The sequence below is a fragment of the Sebaldella termitidis ATCC 33386 genome, from assembly GCF_000024405.1.
GTDB lineage: Bacteria > Fusobacteriota > Fusobacteriia > Fusobacteriales > Leptotrichiaceae > Sebaldella > Sebaldella termitidis.
This window is the reverse complement of sequence record NC_013517.1, coordinates 1,033,152-1,051,640: the sequence shown is the minus strand read 5'-3', so window position 1 is coordinate 1,051,640 and position 18,489 is coordinate 1,033,152. Positions and strand designations below refer to the sequence as shown.

The following is an 18,489-nucleotide window of genomic DNA, read 5'->3' as shown; positions in this document are numbered from 1 at the left end:
AATTTCAAATTTTTATGACAGTAAAATATTAAAATACTGCTTTTAGTGTTACTCCTGCTCTGTAATCATCTTGATCATCATTTCCCGTCATATATTCCCCTGTAAGGAATAAACCGTATCTATCCTCCACCTCTATGCCAAATAAAGCTTTTGCTCTGAACATACCTTTTTCTTCCTCTGGTTTTGATAATTTATGGTAACTGTCTTCCACTGCTATGAGTTTTGCTCTTTCCCGCTCATTTAAGTCAGCGAGTTCATATTCATAAGCAAAGTCAAGTTTTCCAGTTAGTTTCCATGCTGTTTTGTTACTCAGCGGCATCTCTCCTTTCACCTCCAATCCCGCTCTCGGCTTTGCGCTCCAAGCATCATTTCCCTCTACCTGGAGTCTTTCCGTACCGCTCTCGCTAAATGTCGGTCTTGTCACATACATAGCTCTGAATGCCCCGTAAGGCATTACACTTACTTGTTTCCCAATACTAAATTCTTTTCCCAGTATATTATCAGATGTGAAGCTGTAAGTTTCATAATTTCCGTTCATTTCTTCCCTTTCTGTCCCAAACGGTCTGTTCGGCCAGTCTATATTTCTGTCTATATTATGAAAACTTACTCTTCCTGTCAAATCGTTTCTTAGCTTCCATCCGTTTACTGTATATTTATTATGTACTCCCAGCTGTATTGTATCCACCAGCTCCTCACTCTCATTTCCATCCTTAAATTCAAATCCTGTATGAAGATATCCGAGCGAGTAACCGAATGTATGTCTGTGGGTTCTTTCCACCTCTCTGAGTGCGAGTATTCCGGTTGTTGTGTAATCATAATCTGTTATACCGTCTGTATCATCCTTAGTCTTACCTTTTCCAGCTATTATATTTATTTTTATATTTTCTTTTGTATTATTTTTTGAATTTATGATTACATCCAATGCATTTTCAAAAGTTCTTGCCATATCTTCCTCACGCTGGTTTATATTGGAATATATATTTCCTGCAAGACTTGCCATTACATGTCTAAAATCAGATTCTTTTTCTATGACATCTATTTTATCATAAATAGTAAGTGCATCTCCTGCAGCATTATAGTATTTATCTTCCAAAGCGGCACCGAATTCCTCATACCACAAGCCTCCGGTAAATTCATTGTAGTCTATTTTCTCCATCCAGATATCCACATGTCCTGCTTCATTTACTATCGGAGTTGCCCGCCAGGTCAGTGATCTGCTCACTACAGGAACCATTCCTTCATTTACTCCGTGCCCCGAAGCTGATTTTATTATATCTTCAAGTTTATATTTTTTTACATTTGTTCCTTCTGTGAAATTTCCGCTTATCTGCAGCGGATCTGTTATAGTAAATGAAGGCGCCTCTATACTCACTGCATTTGATATAAGATAGTCCGCTCCTGAATCTGACGGATCATATCCGCCGGCTGCTATCTCTTCCGGTGTGGGCTTTCTTACACTTTCAGGATCTACCTTTATTACTACATTTATTCCGTCTGTCTCAAATTTTTCTGATATTTTTATTACTCCTGAATTTATTATTGTAGGAGTTTCATATATTTCACCGGCACTTGTCCCGTAATTCTCAGTTCTTACACTATTAATTATCATAGTCCCGCTTGCTGTATTATCCAGCTTCGAACCTTGTGAAAGTACTATTCCCGCTGCACCTTCGCCATTTGCTATTACTGTTCCAGAGTTTATTACTGTTGTTGCGAGATTCCCGTATAATCCTATTACATTTTTTCCGGTAACTGTAACCGTACCATTGTTTATAACTACTGATCCTGCTCCGTTTCCTGCCATTCCGATTGCATTATCCCCTGTTATATTTATGATATTATTATTTATTACTGTTCCTTTCTCAGTATACATACCTCTTGTACTTTCACCCGTTCCTGTTATTACTCCATCATTGATTCCGCTTCCGCCCTTTGTGGCTATTCCTATCGAACCCTCACCTACTGTAATATTTCCTGATGCACTGTTTGATATAGCAGAACCTTCCCCGTAAAGTCCAACTGCATATTTACTGTTCTCCGCATCTAGTATTCTGTTTCCGTTAACATCATATATATAGTTTCCCAGGCTGTCTTTTTTATATGCTATATCTGAATCACCTATCGCCACTATACCGTTATTTAGAATTCCGCCTCCGACATTATAAATACCTACATTATTTTTTCCGGCTGTTCCGATAATATCCCCGTCATTTGTTATACTTCCGCCGTTTATCGTATAATAAGCAATGTTGTCTGATCCGCTCATTGCTATGGCAGTACCTGCATTATTTACTATATTTCCTGCCCCTGATCTGTAAACAAACACCGAATCTGTTCCCAGATTAATATTAGGTGCCATATTTATAAAGCTGCTGTCCATTAATATAAATCCGTAATTACTGTTGCCTATATTCATCAAGGCACTGTTGGAAACCTGACTGTTTAAAGCATATACTCCTATAGCATTTATGCTCATAAAATTGAACTGTGCTGCAGTTGTATTAGTTATATTACCATTTGTTATATATGCTCCCACCCCCGTATCTCCCACATTCAATATTCCGTTTTGTATTACCGTATCCCCGTAATTGTACATTCCTATTGAATTTTTTCCGGAAGTTACAGTTCCGTTGTTGGTAAATGTATCTCCGGCAGTTTCGCTGTAGATTCCTATATTCGGGACATTTATGTCAATTGAGTCGCCTATTTCTATTAAACCGTCATTGTTAATTATTTTATTGCTTGCTCCTGTTGCATAAATTCCTATTTCTTTATCACCGGTTAACCTTATTATCCCTTTGTTTGTAATAGTCCCTGTTATAGCATCAGCATATATCCCCACCGAATTATTACCGGCACTTGTTATTATTCCCCCCGTATCATTGGTTATATCAGTACCATTCTGCAGATACATCCCGTGTGAATCACTCCCTATTATTATAGATTTTGTATTTAATAAAAGGGCACCTCCTCCAAAAGATGTCATACCTGCCGAATTATTTCCTACAGTTATGAAACCGTCATTTTTTAATCTTGCATTATTTTTCCCTATTAATCCCGCGGATAAATTCCCCATTATGATTGTTCCTCTGTTTTCCCCCTCTATTCCCGGAGTGAATCCTGAAGGAGTAATTCCTGTATACTGCCCGTCTGCTATAAGAGCAGCAATATTTATTTCTCCCGAATTAGCATTTACTGATGAAAGAGCATTTAATAATATTGTGGAATCTTTTCCGCTAATCAGCGTTCCATCTGATGACAGGTGACTGCTTCCCGCATATTCAAAGCTCGTTCCGGATATATTTCCCAAAGTATATGAAGAACCGGGTGCTACATTATTTACCACAAAATTATTAGTTATTGAACCGCTTGAAACCATATTAAATAACACAACATTTTTTCCTGATATGTTTATCTGGCCATTCCCAATAAGATTGGTATTTCCGTCAGCATACAGCCCCAAAGCATTATCACCAAATAAATTTACTGTTGTCCCTGTTAATGTTATATCGCTGTCTTTTGCATATATTCCTATGCCGTTTTTTCCCACAGTTATCTCAGAGCCTGAGTCTGTGACTGTTCCTTTATCCACATATAAGCCTATTGCTCCTTCTGAATTCTGAAGATTTATTTTTCCATTTGACAAATCTATATGTGAATCCGCAATTCCTCCGCCTGTCCTGTTATTTTCGGCATATATTCCTATAGCGTGCTGTCCCGTATTTGATTGAATTATTCCTGTATTGGTAATATTGATTTTCCCTCCGCCGTATACAGGCACTGAAGCAGGATCCTGATATGATATCCCGTATATTCCTACTCCGTTATCGGCTATGGTTATTAAATTTGTATTTTTAATCACTGTACCATTTTCTCCAAACAACCCTATTCCTCCGTTACCTATAGAGCTGACCGTTCCCTTATTATCAATCTGTCCGTTATTGACATATATTGCTGTTGAATTATTTCCTGTAAGATTTATAGTTCCGTTATTCTCCATTTTTACATATAATGTACTGTCATATGAATTATCATCTACCAATGCAGTCTGTCTGTCGCCGCTTCCTGTTACAGTCACCCCCGAAGGCACCGTTATTCCCGTTAGTGCTCTTTCTATGTTATTATAATCTTCATTTATATCATCAAGGTTAATTACACCCCCTGCAGGATCAAGAACCAGATTACCCCTTACCATAAATGCTTTACTTCCGCCGTTATTCCGCACATCATTAAATAAGCCTGTCGGGGAACTGATTGCTATAATATCCGAAAGATTCATAGATGCATACTTTTCTATTACAAAAAGTCTTGCTCCTTTATTAACTGTTACATTCATATTGCTGATTCCGGTAAAATTATTTGAAAAATAATTCTGAATATCTGAAAGCCCTACCGGATTAATTCCGTCTCCGGTATAGACGAATCCTATACCTCCTGACAGCAGATTCAGATTTGTATTTCCTGTATTATGCGTAAAATTTATCTGCTGATTACCTGCAATTAACGACGGCGTATTTATTCTTACAAATAATGAACCTTCTCCCACAGTAAAGTCAGTTCCCGAAATATTTATTCTTCCGTTTCCGGTACCGTCACTATAAAAGAGAACTCCGTTTTTCCCTATTTCATATGTTCCCGTACCTGTACCTGCTGTTCCCAGTGTTACTGTTCCTCCTTTTGTATATACCCCTATTGATTTTTCTCCTGTTGCTTTTACATCTATATTTGATGAATTGGCTAGATTTACTGAAGCTCCGTTTTCTGTATATATTACTGTACTTTCATTACCCGTCGCTGTAAAAGAATGGTTTGAACCGCCGGATGATGTATCATCCAGAACTGTATTCGAATTGGTTAGTATTATTCCGTGAGAATTTAGTCCGTTTGTTTCGATATTATTTCCGGAATGAAGATGAATTTTTGCTCCGTTTGTCCCGTATAATGCTATTGTTCCGTTTACATTATCCGCCGCAGTTCCTATTTTAATATTTGGTTTTAATGTTAATTCGGAGGCTGATCCTGTTGCAATAATACCAAAATTATCTATCCCCTTATTTATGAATATTTCACTTACTTTATTATCATCCAGAAATAACTTTCCGCTGGAAATATTAATCAAAGTACTTCTTTTGGCATATTCCCCAAACTGAAAATCAAAGGTTCCGAGCCTGTAATCAATAGTTGATTTATTTATATATAAACCTATTGATTCTTCTACTTTTGACTTATCTCCTTTAGAATCTCCGGTGTTACTGTTCGGCTCGTCACCTATTATGACTTTGATCACAGCTTCCATAGGATCATATTTCCCGGCTTCTACATTTCCATATCCGTCATCCATAGTTTTTACCAGTTCTACTCCTATACTCTGATCTCCGTTTATTCTTATAGGTTTATTAAATACCAGTTTTGAATATGGGAGATCAAGATTATTATTTGCTGTTTTCACTCCCACGCTGTTATTCCCGTAAAGAACAACATCTCCGTCATTATATATCAAAAAATGCGGTCTGGTAGCAAGTCCGGGAGAAGCACCAAAATTAAATGCAATACTTTCTCTTGCCTGCAGTTCAATTTTTCCACCGGTCATATTATAAAATTCAAATCTTCTGCCTTGTGTTCCATGCTGCTGCGGTGCCATAAATGAAAAAGCTACATGTCTTCTTCCGCCCTGAGTATACTGATCATCTGCGATCCCTATTATTGTTCCGTAATTTTTTACAGTGGGGCTGAAATTTCCCGTATGCTCCTGAAGACCTATCATTAGAAATGAATCACCTATTCCCTCCAGTCTTCCGTAGTTATTAAGCTCTGCATAATAATCAAATATTCCTGAAGGCGTAATTCCTGTTCCGTAATAATTCGTAAGATATCTGTTATAAGTCCCTCGGCTTCCGTGAGGATCATATTGTATCAAATGCGGAAGTGTACTGGCAGCCGGATATGAATCACCCACATTACTTATTATTCTCATTATAAAAGCATTTGGATCTCCCTGTGTCCCCAGTGTTATTTTTTCAGCTCCCCCTACTTTATACAGTGCCACGGCTCCGTCACCGCTGTTTGAAGAATAAGTATAATTTGTAATATCTGCTCTGCTTCCCATTGTAGTTCCGCCGTAATCGCTTTTCCCGTTTAAATTTACTGCTCTGTAAGCAGACAGACTGGAAGTACTGCTCCATGTTCCTTCCAAAAGTCCTGATGTAAGATTAAACTGAGCTATTTTAGCAGTATATGAATTTGCTACTCCAAGATAACTTCCAGTATCATCTCCATTACCGGTATCAGGAACAGATACGGTAAATGAACCCGGAGTAGTTATAACAGGCAGGACTACTGAAGGAATATTTATTTCAAATCTGAACACATTAATTTCAGGAATTACCAGCCCGGAAGGAGGAGATACATCATAATTTCTCGGATTTATCTCTACAGGACTTCCCGACGGCAAATCAAGGTGTACCTCTCCTCTGGAAAGCCCTTTTATAGGAATGCTTACTCCCAGATTAACGGTTCTTGGTGCCTGAGGATCTCTGTATTCTTTTCCGTAAGCTGCTTTATTTGTTCCTGTTATTATATATCTGCCGTCTTCGTCATAAAACCCTGTTGTCCCATATGTAGGATCTGAATGTCTTTCAGCATTTTCCTCAGTATTATCCCCCTTATCCCTTTCTGCATAAAATCCGCTGAAAAATATCTGCCATTCCAGATATTCAGGCTTTACAATATAATCGCCCTGATTATATAAATCTTTTAATTCTTTATTTTTCTTTTTCAGCATTTGTTCTATTAATTTATATGAAGTATCGCTTGGTCTGCCTCTGTTTATATTTTTTATTATATTTTCGTATATTCTGTCATATTTTCCCGAAGATTGAACTCCCAAAGTTTCACTATAGGATGTTATCATAGAATTCAATGCTAAAAATCCTACTATAAACTTTTTATATTTTTTCATTTCTCCTCCTTTGAAATCATCTGATATTATTTTCAATCTTATATTTTTCTATTTTAAATAATAATTCTTCTATTTCCTGAATTTCATTCACCTTCTTATCTATTTGGCGGTCTACTTTTATCAGCTCTTTTTCGAGCCCTTCCCCGCTACTTAAATGTTTTCTCAGATTTACCCATTTCCCTCTTGCCCCTTCTCTTAATTCTCTTTTGTATTCATATGTTTTTACAGCACTGGATACTGCTGCAGCTGATAAAAAACAAAAATACAGGCAATATTTTTTTCATTTTTATCCTCCTGTTTTATTTTTTCTTCATTCTCGCTTCTACATCAGTATATAGTTCCGCTTCTTCAATTTTGATTTTTTCCAGCATTGTATACCAATAACCTTTTTTTCGGGCAGTGCTACATAAATACTTTCTTGTGCCCTTCTTAAAGCTTTTTCATAGGCCGAATATTTACCGTCCTGATCATAATCTTTAGTTATGCTTTCTTCCAGAAGTCTCATATCTTCATCTGTTTTTCCGTATACTACAAATATTGTACATAATACCAGAAATATCAATACTGCTTTTCTCATAATTTCCTCCTGTTCCTGTGTTTAAAACTGCAGAATTTATTTCAAATAAAATCAAAAAGCATTACAAAAGCCGACAGATAAACAGTATCCCTCCTTTCATGTTTTAATATAAACACCCTTACACTATAAAATTTATATAAACTAAAAAATTATAGACTGAATAAGTTATGGATTTTTTTGGAACAGATAAGAACAGAAAATATAAATGAATCGGAACAGAGTTTTTGAAAAGCATTATAAAAACCTATTTTACATTGTAAAACAGCAAGTTTGTTTTTTTAAATATTTTAATAATAAGAATAAAAAATCGAATTTTTGGAAATTAGATTGTGATTATCGAAAAGATTTTAGGATTACTATCTACCTGTATTTTACTAAAAATTATTATCCTTGTCAATTTTATTCTGCAGCTGCTTTTGGTTAAAAATACTATTTTCTTATTATTTCTTTATATTTTCTGGGATAAAAACTAATTTTAATTTTCAGTTCTTTAGAATATTATTTTGTTACATAAAAAAATAAAAGCTTTGGACAGAAACTTTTATTTTCTCTGGTTTATTCGAAATATCTACTTTTTTATGCAGGCTCTCCGGCATTTGTTTTTATTCTGAAAATAACTGCTGTTTTTATTAATGCAAGACAGAACAAAAAAATCCGTACATGAAAATTATTGACAAAATACCCGCTTGCCAGCAGCATCAGATCCGCTGTAAGCACTATTCTTATCTTTTGCTTTTTTGTAAGTCCGTTTTCTTTGAAATTCAGTATATACTCTCTGTATATTTTGGTTTTTTTAAAACGATTATTTATTCTGTCAGAGCCTTTGGCAAGACAAAAAGAAGCAAGAAGTACAAACGGTGTGGTTGGCAATACAGGAAGTACTATTCCTATAATACCGACACCTAAAAATATTATTCCCAAAATAATATAAATTCCTTTAAATAACTTTTTCAAAATGACCTCCATATATCTATATTACTATAATTATTTCTTTTCAATTTTACCATACTTTGTCTATCAAAGTAAATTTTTATTTTAAAAAATGCAGAGAAAATAAAAATCAGGGTCTTCTGCTCCCTGATTTCTTTAGTACAAAATAACATATTTACTTATTATTCAGCCAATTTGTGTAAATATCCAGCTTTTCGTCATTTTCTTCCTTTAGTACCTTTACATAACGGTTAGTCCTTATATCTTTAAAATAATAATATTTGTAATCTGAATCTTTATACTCCAGATATTGTGATTCCAAAGTAAATTTTGTATGATCCAGTTTTTTAAAACATGTTATTTTGCGAAAAAACTTCATTAAAAATTTCATTTTTCTCCTTTTATCTCCCAGTGTTTATTTATCCCTATCCAATATAGAATTTCAATATTAACAGTATGTTGACAATTTGTAACACGAAATCAAAGAGCTGTAAAGCCCAGACCAATTTTGAAATATATACAGATGTTGTATCTGTTTAGTCACATAATTATTGTTTATTTTTCTGATTTTAGAACATATATTATACCCTAAAAAGCAAAAAAAGTAAATAATTATTTATAGTTAAAACCGTGTCCTATAGTAGAAACCATCAATATTTTTTTATAATAAAACAGGTGATAAAACATTAGTCGATTCTTGTCCTCTTTAATGATAAGCTACATACTATTTTGCATTATTTTTTCTGAAATATTCCCATTCATCCTCTTCACTTCCGTCTTTAAATATGCATACGCCGTAGCTTCCTCCATTTTCTGCTTTTCTAATCTCAGATTTCCCGCCTTGTTCCACACAATATTTAGAAGCCGGGTTAGGCATTCCTATCTTGGTATTCTCGCTGCCTGTACCGCTCTTTACTGAAGTGCATGCTGTCAGTCCGATCAATATCAATAGTCCTGATAGTTTTTTCATTATTTCCCTCCTCATTTTACTCATATCAAAATTCATAATAGCTATATAATAATATTTCATTTTTACTGCTCTAATTATACCATATTCATTTATCAACTAAAAGTAAAATAAATTCTGCTGTTTCTTTATGACAAAAGTACAATATTTCATTTTTAATATAAGAATTAAAGAATATAAAAATATCCTGAAATATAATTTCATTAAGAAACTATTTCTCAGGACAGCTTTTTATTACATCAGTATATCCGGATTTATTCCCTATTAAATAAGCCGTGTATTCGCAGCTCTCAGAAGCAAGATGCTCACGGCACTAACTGTCTGAAACTGTGATTCTGTTTATTAAACGGTATAAAATATGTACAGGAATAATCAATGTCTATTATTTCACTGTATTCATATACCATTCCGTTTTCCAGTATTCCCCTGTTTAATATTTTCATAGCCGGTGTACCTTTTTTACATTTTAGAAGCTCTGCCTGTTCCCTGTTTATTGATACTGCCTCATAAGTAGTTATATAATGGGAAATTTCCAGATTTTTGTCCCTTACATATTTCTGTATGGAACTTTCTATATTTTTCTTCTCCAGATCCCTGAACAAATGAACAGGAAGCTTTGATATTTCTATCTGTGTAATTTTATAATCTACTATTCTTACTCTCTGGAATTCCCATAAGAGTTCATCTTCCTTCAGGTCAAAAATCTGTTTTTCTTCTTTCCCGGGTTTTTTAGGGACAAAATATATGATTTTTGATTTTATCTGATTATATTTTTTTTCGGTTATCGAATTATAAATCAAGGGGCTCTGATGAAATTTACGGTTTATAAATATCCCTGATCCTTGAATTATTTCAATTATTCCGATATTATTCAGTTTTTTCAGTGCTTCTCTTACCGTGTGTCTGGAAACATTATATTTTAATGCCAGCTCTCTTTCTGTGGGAAGCTTATAATCTTTATACAGATTCTGATAGATTTTAGTCAGCAGATCCTGTGCCACAAATTCCTTTTTTTTCATACGAACCCTCCGCACATTTCAGACAATATTAACTAATCAGATTATATAATAGTCTTCTTCCAAAGTAAAGTATTAAGGAGTCATAATAGCTCCGTCCGGCAGTCTGCTTTGTGTCCATTCATGCGGTCTGTATTCCACAGGATATTTTTTTGCTTCCTCTTCGAGGAATTCTACACCTATACCAGCTCTCTCTGCGGGATATAAATATCCGTCTCTTGGTTTTTCCGCTCCTGTGAAAACCGTAAGTACAGCTTCCTGTTCCTCCACGTATTCCTGAATTGCCGAATTATGAAGATATATATTCAGATGTGTATTAACTGCCGACCCGACAGGAGTTATATCAGGCGGTGTATGCCATGCCATTCTTACCCCGAATGTCTGGCATAAAGCTGCGAGCTTTAATGCAGGAGTTATACCGCCAATCTGCGATACATGGCAGCGTAAAAAATCTATTTGTCTGTTTATAATAATATTTTTCCATTCCATAGGATTATTAAACAGCTCTCCTGTTGCCAGCGGAACCGAAGACTGGCTTCTTATCTGTGAAAGCCACTCATTCTGATCCGGAGGAAGTATATCCTCTATAAAGTACGGGTTATACTTCTCAGCTTCCTTTGCAAAACGCAGAGCCTGATTTGGAAACAGACGTTCATGGACATCATGCAGTATGTGAAATCTGTCCCCGTATTTTTCACGCAAAGATTTAAACATAAATAAAGTTGTTTTTATGTACTCATCCTGATCAAAATAGGCCCCCTTGACAGGATTTTCAGTCATATGTATCTCTTTTGAATTTCCTCCGTAAAACCCAAGCTGGCATCGTATATAACGATAACCTTTATTTAAAAAAAATTCTATTTTCTCATATAATTCATTAAGATTTTCTCCGGCTGCATGAGTATAAACAGGAACCGCATTTTTCGATTTACCGCCGAACAGCTGGTATAAAGGCATTCCTGCCAGCTTCCCCTTTATATCCCACAGTGCCATATCTATTCCCGATATTGCATTATTTATTACCGGACCGTTTCTCCAGTAGGAATTTACCATCAGCATCTGCCATATATCTTCTATATTATTAGCATCTCTTCCTGTCAGCAGCGGCTTTATATATTCATCTACCATTGTTTTTACTGCAAGAGGTCTCTGCTGAAAAGTTGCACATCCGTATCCTGTAATATTTTTATCTGTTTCCACTTTTACTACTGTAAGATTATGGCGCCCCGGCTTTGTTACAATACATTCTATATTTTTTATTATTGTAGGAGTCATTATTTCTTCCTCTCTTCTAAAAGATTTATATTTTAACTGTTTCTGATGTTATTAAAACATTAAATAATTTCATTGTCAATTTGGTTTCAAAAAATCATCAATAACAGGAAAATAACATACCAATTTATCATAAAAAATCAACAAAACCCTTTATTTTATTATCATATTTAAAAAAATATATAAAAAATGGTAAGTTTGCTTTTCCAGAAAGATATGGTATATTTAGTATAGAAAATTAGTAGCTGCTAAAATTTTAAAATAATATACACTTTGGAAGGAGAAAAATGGATAAAAGAGAAGTTGTAAAATTAATTATCCAAAATGTTGGTGGAAAAGAAAATATTAATAATGTCTGGCACTGCATGACCAGATTAAGACTGGACTTAAAAGACAATAATAAAATAAATCAGGAAAATATAAACAGACTTGACGGAATAATGGGTTCACAGCTTCAGAGCGACCAGTATCAGATAGTTATCGGAACAAATGTAAAGGATTATTATGATTTATTTTCCAAAGAAATGGAGCTGAGTAATAATACAGAATCCCAGAATGACAGTAAAAATTCTAAAAAAGGGATAATTTCCATATTTATGGACATAGTATCGGGTGTTTTCGGTCCTATTGTTCCGGCTATTGCCGGAGCAGGGATGATAAAAGGGCTTCTTGCAGGATTTATTGCCTTAAAGATTATTTCCAATGAAAGTGATACAGTAAAGATCATAGATATGGCAGCAAGCGGCGTATTCACTTTTCTTCCGTTTTTCCTTGCAGTATCTGCAGCAAAAATATTTAAGACAAACCAGTATCTTGCAGCAGCAATTGCGGCATGTATTATGTCACCTAATATGATTGCCGCGGCAAAGGAAGGTGCTGTTGCTTCGTTCAGCTTCCTTGGTTTTGTCCCTATACCTGTGTTTAATTACAGCGGAAGTGTCATTCCCATTATATTTGCAGTATGGGTTTTGAGTTATGTTTATAAAATGGTAGATAAAGTCATGCCCGAAGTTCTAAAAACTGTTTTTACACCTACAGTTACTCTATTTATCATGTCTTTTCTTACATTAAGTATCATAGGACCTGTGGGTATTTATCTAGGAAAAGGTCTTGCCGTTATCATACAGGCATTATTTAATATATCTCCTGTTCTTGCCGGACTGATCGTAGGAGCAATCCGTCCTGTGGCTATACTAACCGGAATGCATCATGCCATGACGCCTATTGCACTGCAGAATTTTCAGGAACAGGGCTATGATATGCTTATGCCTATGATGTTTATGGCAAATATGGCTATTACAGGTGCTACACTTGCAGTATACTTTAAAGAGAAAGATAAAAAAGAAAAATCTGTAATACTTTCCTCTGCTATATCCGGACTTCTCGGAATTACAGAACCGGCTTTATTCGGAGTACTTACAAAATATAAAAAGGCTTTTCTGGCAGCTACTATAGGAAGCTCGGCAGCATCTGCATTCATTGCATTTTTCGGAGTGCGTATTTACGGATATATATTATCCAGCATATTCAGTCTTCCTGCATATATAGGACCTTACTTTCCTTTTGCAGTAGCAGGAATACTTATTGCTATTATCCTTTCATGTATACTTTCTTATGTATTCGTAGTAAAAGGAAAATAAAACTGCTTTTTGACTTTTTTAAAAATATATCGATGCATTTTACTGCATCGATACTTTTTTTATATGAATTATATTAGTTTTTCTCTTTTTTTAATTTCCGTGTTCATAAAAAAAAGCCGCCTGAATCAATCCAGATCAAGGCAGCTGCTTTTTCATTAAGGGGGTAATGAAAAAATTATTCTTCTTATTAGCTTAAAATAATTCTACCTCTTACAGCTTAGGCTATTCTTTTTTTATTCCTATTATTTGATTTATTTTATCTTTTTTACATATAAGCTGTTTTTACAAAACCTCTCCTGACCTTATAAGTCTTACTGCTGACCATATTATATAAATATACAGCAGATATTTTATAAGATTGTTATGATGAAAAAACATCACTATTAATACAGTACATGCAATAATAACAAAAAGGAAAAAGCCGTGCAGTATTCTTTTAAAAGTTTCTCTTTCTGTCCCGAATACCCTTGGTCTGCATAAGCTGTCCACAGGATTTTTGAATACATTCATAATAAGTATTGAATAAGACAATGTTTCAAATTCAATACGGCTCATCCAGCAAAGAATTACCGATACTCCTATCATACACCCGTAATATATTTTTGCTGCAGGTGTAGTAGTACTCGTAGGCATGTCTGTCGCCATATATATCCCGCCGAGAATCAGACCGCCTAAAGCTATTTTTATATCAAATCCCAAAAATGTAAAAACCGTTATCCCTAAAAATATCACTATAAACATGGAAAACGGAATATGCCATGTTATTCTTTCCCTGTATATAAGATAAATTCCCCCTGCAGCAAGCAGAAATATCGAGTACTCTCCTATGGCACCGCTTGCAGTAAAAAAAATCCTGTCCAGATATTCCGCCCAGCTTCCCGGCTCGGAAGATTTGATTATTTCTATATACTTATATTTTAATAAACTCTCGTTTCCCCATATCATCCCAGAACCCATTGCTGCCGGAAAAAATACAGTCATAAATTCTCTTCCCAGTAAGGCCGGGTTAAATATATTACGTCCGAGCCCTCCAACGGCGATTTTACCGAATATTACAGCAGCTGCACCTCCGAAAGCCGCAATATAAAGCGGTGTAAAAGGAGCCAGAGTAAAAGAAAGAAGTATACCTGTTACTACAGCAGACAGATCATTTACAGAATTTTTCTTTTTCAGGAAAAACATTGAAAAAAGCCATTCAGCCAAAACAGTACTCAAAACACATACTGTACACAAAAGTAAAGGTCTTATCCCGTATGCGGGAAAAGTTACCAGTATACATGGAAACAGAGCTAAAATCACATCCCCCATCACTTTCCCTACATTGTCATTTGTTCTGATATACGGATTAAAAGTTTTTTCGGCATTATCCATTAATTTTTATCCCCTTTCCCTTTAGCAAGCTCTTTTTTACCGGATTTTATGCTTTCTATCAGTGCGACACGAGAAGGACAAATATATTCACAGGCTCCGCATTCTATACAAGAATTCAGATTAAATTCCAAAAGCTTTTTATACTTTCCTTTTCTGTAGAACTCTTCAAATTTCATAGGCATCAGATAAACAGGGCATACCTCAGAGCAATAGCCGCATAAAATACAGTTTTTTCTTTCTATTCTGTCTATTTCTTTTGATAAAAACAAAACTCCTGATGTTCCTTTCATTATGCCTGTTTCTAAATCACTTATTTCATTTCCCATCATAGGACCGCCGAATATCATCCTTACATTTTCTGGCTGATCTTTTAATCCTGATTTTTTTATAATATGACTTAGAGGTGTTCCTATTTTTATAATATAATCCCCGTACTCTCCTGATTTTTCCCCGGATATTGTCACTATTCTCTCTACAAGGGGTCTTCCGTATGAAAAGGCCTCATATACAGCTTTTACTGTCCCTACATTGCTTACTATAATGCCTTCCTCGGCCGGAAGCTTTGATTTTGGTATTTCTTTGTTAAGAATACTGTTTATTAACAGCTGTTCGCTGCCCTGAGGATAAATATCCGAAACTGTTAATATCTTCACATTATCAGTATTGTATTTTTGGAACTCACTTTCCAGAGCAGAGTATTTTTCATCAATTGCCAAAATTATATTTTCCGGTTTAAGTATTTCGCAAATTATCTTTATTCCGTCAAAAAGCTCTCTTGTATATTCTTTCATAAGAGTATAATCACATGTAAGATAAGGCTCACATTCAGCGCCGTTCAAGATCAGATTCTTTATCCTTTTATCTTTTACATCATACTTTATGTGTGCAGGGAACTGTGCTCCTCCTTCACCGGTAATACCAGCATTTTCTATAATTTCTAGAAGCTCTTTTTCAGAATAGCTGCTTAGGTTTCTTATTTCTCTTTTCACAGTCTCCTCTTCAATATATTGAAAATCATTCTCAATTACGACTGTTTTTACATTTGCTCCGTTTGGCATAGCTTTTTCTATTATATCTTTCACATTTCCTGATACAGGCGAATGTATTTTTGCAGAAATATTTCCCTGTGATTCGCCTATCAGCTGGAATCTTTTCACATAATCACCGGTTTTTACAGTTTCTGCAGCCGGATTGCCGATATGCTGTGAAAGTGAAATATAAAAAAACTGCGGCTCCTCCAGCTGACTCATTTTCTTTTTTTTAGTTTCATCCTTCATAGAAGTTATTCTCATTTTTTCGTTAAGTACTTTTTTCAAATTTTCACCCCGCTAAATCTCATACTTAATTATATGTTTTTCAAAACCATCCGAATAGTGAATCTTTCCGGCTTTATCCATTAAAAACCCTTCTATGTACATATCTCTTTTCAGGATTTTCATTAATTGCAAAAATCTTTCCGGCTCACAGTTAAAAAAACCTGTTGATAATATATCCCCAATAAAGCTTTCCTCAGTTATTAACCCAACTGCTTTATTTTCTGACGGATATCCCGTAACCGGATTTATTATGTGACCATATTTTTTATTATTTATCTTTACAAAGCTGCCTCCCATTGCAGATGTAGAATATGCTTTATTTTGCAGCTTCAGATCGAACAAATCTCTCTGTGATTCATCAGGATCAGAAACTGATATTGTCCATTCTTTCTTTATATCATTGTTAAAACATCTTATACTGCTTCCCCCTGCATTAATAACTGCATTATCAATGCCAAGCTCCGCTAGTCTTACAGCAGCCTTATCCACTGCAAATGCTTTTAGAAAGGAGCCTGTTATTATCTCCTGCCCGCTTCCCGATCTTACTTTCAGGTTAACCGGATCAATTTCAATATTTTTATAATCTGTTTTTTTCTTTGCTTTTTCTATTTCATGAAGTGATGGAACTGTCCTGCGTTTTTCTCTGTAAAATCCCCATAATCTTATAAGAGGCATTACTGTAATATCATAAACACCGTCAAAAAAATCAGAATATTTTCTCGCTGCTTCCAGTATTTCTATGGTTATACTGTCCACATCTGTATATTTTCCGGCATTTTTATTTATCAGATCAAAATAAGAGAATTCCGAGTATGAATTGTATTTTTTATCTACCTGTTCCATAATTCCAAATAATTCATCAAAAATTTTGTCTTCGTAATTATCAGGTATTTTTATTTTTATATGTGAATGAAATAAATATTCCGTTCTGGCTTTATACATAAGCCTCTTCATTTGCTTGCCGTTGCTCTTTCTTTTTCATCAGGCTCTGTTGTCACCTTGCCGTTATTGTTCCCGGCTTCCGTGGATTTTTCCTGCTCTAATATCTCTTTATTATTCTTTTCTTTATTTTTGGCTGCAAAATCCGAATTTTTTTTATTTCCTGCTATTACCAGCAATACAGCACTTAGAAATATCAGGATTTTCTTTATCTTTGTCATTTTTATCAGCTCCTTTTTTAGAAGATTTCACTACAGAAAACATTACAGGATATATTTAAAAGACTCCAAAGTATTATGTATATTTTATTATTTATTTTAACATATTTTATTTTCAATTTCCAAATATTTCTGCTGATCTCCTGTTCTGTTATTTTTTTAATATACTTCCAGATAGTTAAGCAAATATATACAGGTTTTCAAAAAAACATTGCAATCTAAAAAAATTTTTATTATAATAGAAAGTAATTCTTTGACAATAATAAATAACAGTAAATAAAAAAAATTATTTTGTCAAAAATTATGAATATTAGGAAGGAGTGCAACAGTAATGGAAAATTTAGTAGGATTTTTGCTATTTATCATCATTATTGGCGGACTTATGCTGCTTTTTAGTGTATATACAAGATTTCTGGCAAAGCTAAGCTCAAAGCAGTTAAAGAAAAGACTTGAGTCCGGAAAAATCGATGATGCTAAACTGGTAAAATTATACAACACATATAAAAAACAGAAAGACAACAAATTAATGGCTTTTCTTCTGTCAGGAATCTTTTACAAATCTTATTTGAAAATACCTGAAGCGGCATATAATTTGTATGAGCAAGAAATGATAAAGAGAAATTTACCTTTACAATAGAGGGACTTTTTTAGACTTGGATTAACAAAAGGAGAAAAGAAAATAAGTATTTCATATAATAATTTTTATTATATTAATTATCTTTTTTATTTAGCAAATTTTTAGGATTTTTTGCTAAAAATCAGTAATCTGATAATTGAAAAGAAATTTATTCATATAAAAATAAACATTACAGGCTGTATTGAAACGGGCAATTTCAATACAGCCTTTTGACTTCCGGTTTTATTATCCATATACAGGTTTATATACCCTGTGAATATCTGTATCTATGACATAATCAGCCTCTGTCTCATCAGAATATACTATTTCTTCATAATCAAATAAATGACAAAATAATGATACAAAATGCTGATCATCCCCGATATGTTCCATTACCTTTTTCATTTGCCACTGCAGTTTTCCTTCTGTACACTTTTTTCCTGAAACAAAAGCTTTTATTTGATAACCTTCAATTTCAATAATCATATTTCTATCTCCGTTTAAAATTTTATATATACATTATACCAATATATAAGAAAAGCCAAAATAAATGTTTTATATATAATTTTAAAAATTCCGTAAAATAAAAAACTGTATCATGATCTATTTTACTTATGATACAGTCTTCTTTACTCAGGAAGAGAATGCGGGAAACACTGAAAAAAATAT

At 34.2% G+C, this 18,489-nt stretch carries 14 protein-coding genes; 2 read left to right on the top strand and 12 right to left on the bottom strand.

Annotated features, from left to right (window positions below):
* Positions 1-28: 28 nt before the first annotated feature.
* The 7 genes from STERM_RS04850 to STERM_RS04820 form a co-directional block, all read right to left on the bottom strand.
* Positions 29-6,958, bottom strand: a complete 6,930-nt coding sequence (locus STERM_RS04850; RefSeq protein WP_012860447.1) for an autotransporter domain-containing protein — start codon at positions 6,956-6,958, stop codon at positions 29-31.
* A 322-nt stretch (positions 6,959-7,280) separates the two neighbouring features.
* Positions 7,281-7,535: a hypothetical protein gene (locus STERM_RS04845; RefSeq protein WP_012860446.1), complete on the bottom strand. Its 255-nt coding sequence runs from the start codon at positions 7,533-7,535 to the stop codon at positions 7,281-7,283.
* Positions 7,536-8,111: 576 nt separating this feature from the next.
* Positions 8,112-8,489, bottom strand: a complete 378-nt coding sequence (locus STERM_RS04840; RefSeq protein WP_012860445.1) for a YbaN family protein — start codon at positions 8,487-8,489, stop codon at positions 8,112-8,114.
* A 151-nt stretch (positions 8,490-8,640) separates the two neighbouring features.
* Complete coding sequence (locus STERM_RS04835; protein WP_012860444.1) at positions 8,641-8,856, bottom strand: hypothetical protein; 216 nt, start codon at positions 8,854-8,856, stop codon at positions 8,641-8,643.
* A gap of 333 nt (positions 8,857-9,189) precedes the next feature.
* Entirely contained in the window at positions 9,190-9,435 is a 246-nt protein-coding gene (locus STERM_RS04830) for a putative hemolysin (RefSeq protein WP_012860443.1), read from the bottom strand.
* A 302-nt stretch (positions 9,436-9,737) separates the two neighbouring features.
* Positions 9,738-10,451: a GntR family transcriptional regulator gene (locus STERM_RS04825; protein ID WP_012860442.1), complete on the bottom strand. Its 714-nt coding sequence runs from the start codon at positions 10,449-10,451 to the stop codon at positions 9,738-9,740.
* A 72-nt stretch (positions 10,452-10,523) separates the two neighbouring features.
* Positions 10,524-11,723 (bottom strand): enolase C-terminal domain-like protein, encoded by a 1,200-nt coding sequence (locus STERM_RS04820; RefSeq protein WP_012860441.1) that lies wholly within the window; start codon positions 11,721-11,723, stop codon positions 10,524-10,526.
* A 284-nt stretch (positions 11,724-12,007) separates the two neighbouring features.
* Between STERM_RS04820 and STERM_RS04815 the strand changes: the two genes are divergently transcribed.
* A complete protein-coding gene (locus STERM_RS04815) occupies positions 12,008-13,360 on the top strand; it encodes a PTS transporter subunit EIIC (RefSeq protein WP_012860440.1) in 1,353 nt (450 codons plus the stop codon).
* A gap of 282 nt (positions 13,361-13,642) precedes the next feature.
* On the opposite strand, the gene STERM_RS04810 is transcribed toward STERM_RS04815, so the two are convergent.
* From STERM_RS04810 to STERM_RS04795, 4 genes are read right to left on the bottom strand one after another with little or no spacing between them, the layout of a single operon-like run.
* Positions 13,643-14,731 carry an RnfABCDGE type electron transport complex subunit D gene (locus STERM_RS04810; RefSeq protein WP_012860439.1) on the bottom strand — a complete coding sequence of 363 codons (1,089 nt, stop codon included), beginning with the start codon at positions 14,729-14,731 and terminating at the stop codon, positions 13,643-13,645.
* Positions 14,731-16,047, bottom strand: coding sequence for an electron transport complex subunit RsxC (gene rsxC / locus STERM_RS04805; protein WP_012860438.1), 1,317 nt, complete (start codon positions 16,045-16,047; stop codon positions 14,731-14,733). Before rsxC ends, STERM_RS04810 begins: the two co-directional genes overlap by 1 nt.
* A 12-nt stretch (positions 16,048-16,059) precedes the next feature.
* On the bottom strand, positions 16,060-16,989 hold the full coding sequence (locus tag STERM_RS04800; RefSeq protein WP_244407218.1) for an FAD:protein FMN transferase: 930 nt from the start codon (positions 16,987-16,989) through the stop codon (positions 16,060-16,062).
* Between the two features lie 8 nt (positions 16,990-16,997).
* Positions 16,998-17,207, bottom strand: coding sequence for a hypothetical protein (locus STERM_RS04795; RefSeq protein WP_012860436.1), 210 nt, complete (start codon positions 17,205-17,207; stop codon positions 16,998-17,000).
* A gap of 328 nt (positions 17,208-17,535) precedes the next feature.
* Here STERM_RS04795 and STERM_RS04790 point away from each other — a divergent pair, with 328 nt between their 5' ends.
* Positions 17,536-17,841 (top strand): hypothetical protein, encoded by a 306-nt coding sequence (locus STERM_RS04790; protein WP_012860435.1) that lies wholly within the window; start codon positions 17,536-17,538, stop codon positions 17,839-17,841.
* Positions 17,842-18,066: 225 nt separating this feature from the next.
* Here the strand turns inward: STERM_RS04790 and STERM_RS04785 are convergent, their stop codons facing one another.
* Positions 18,067-18,306, bottom strand: coding sequence for a P-loop NTPase family protein (locus STERM_RS04785; protein ID WP_012860434.1), 240 nt, complete (start codon positions 18,304-18,306; stop codon positions 18,067-18,069).
* Positions 18,307-18,489: the final 183 nt, after the last annotated feature.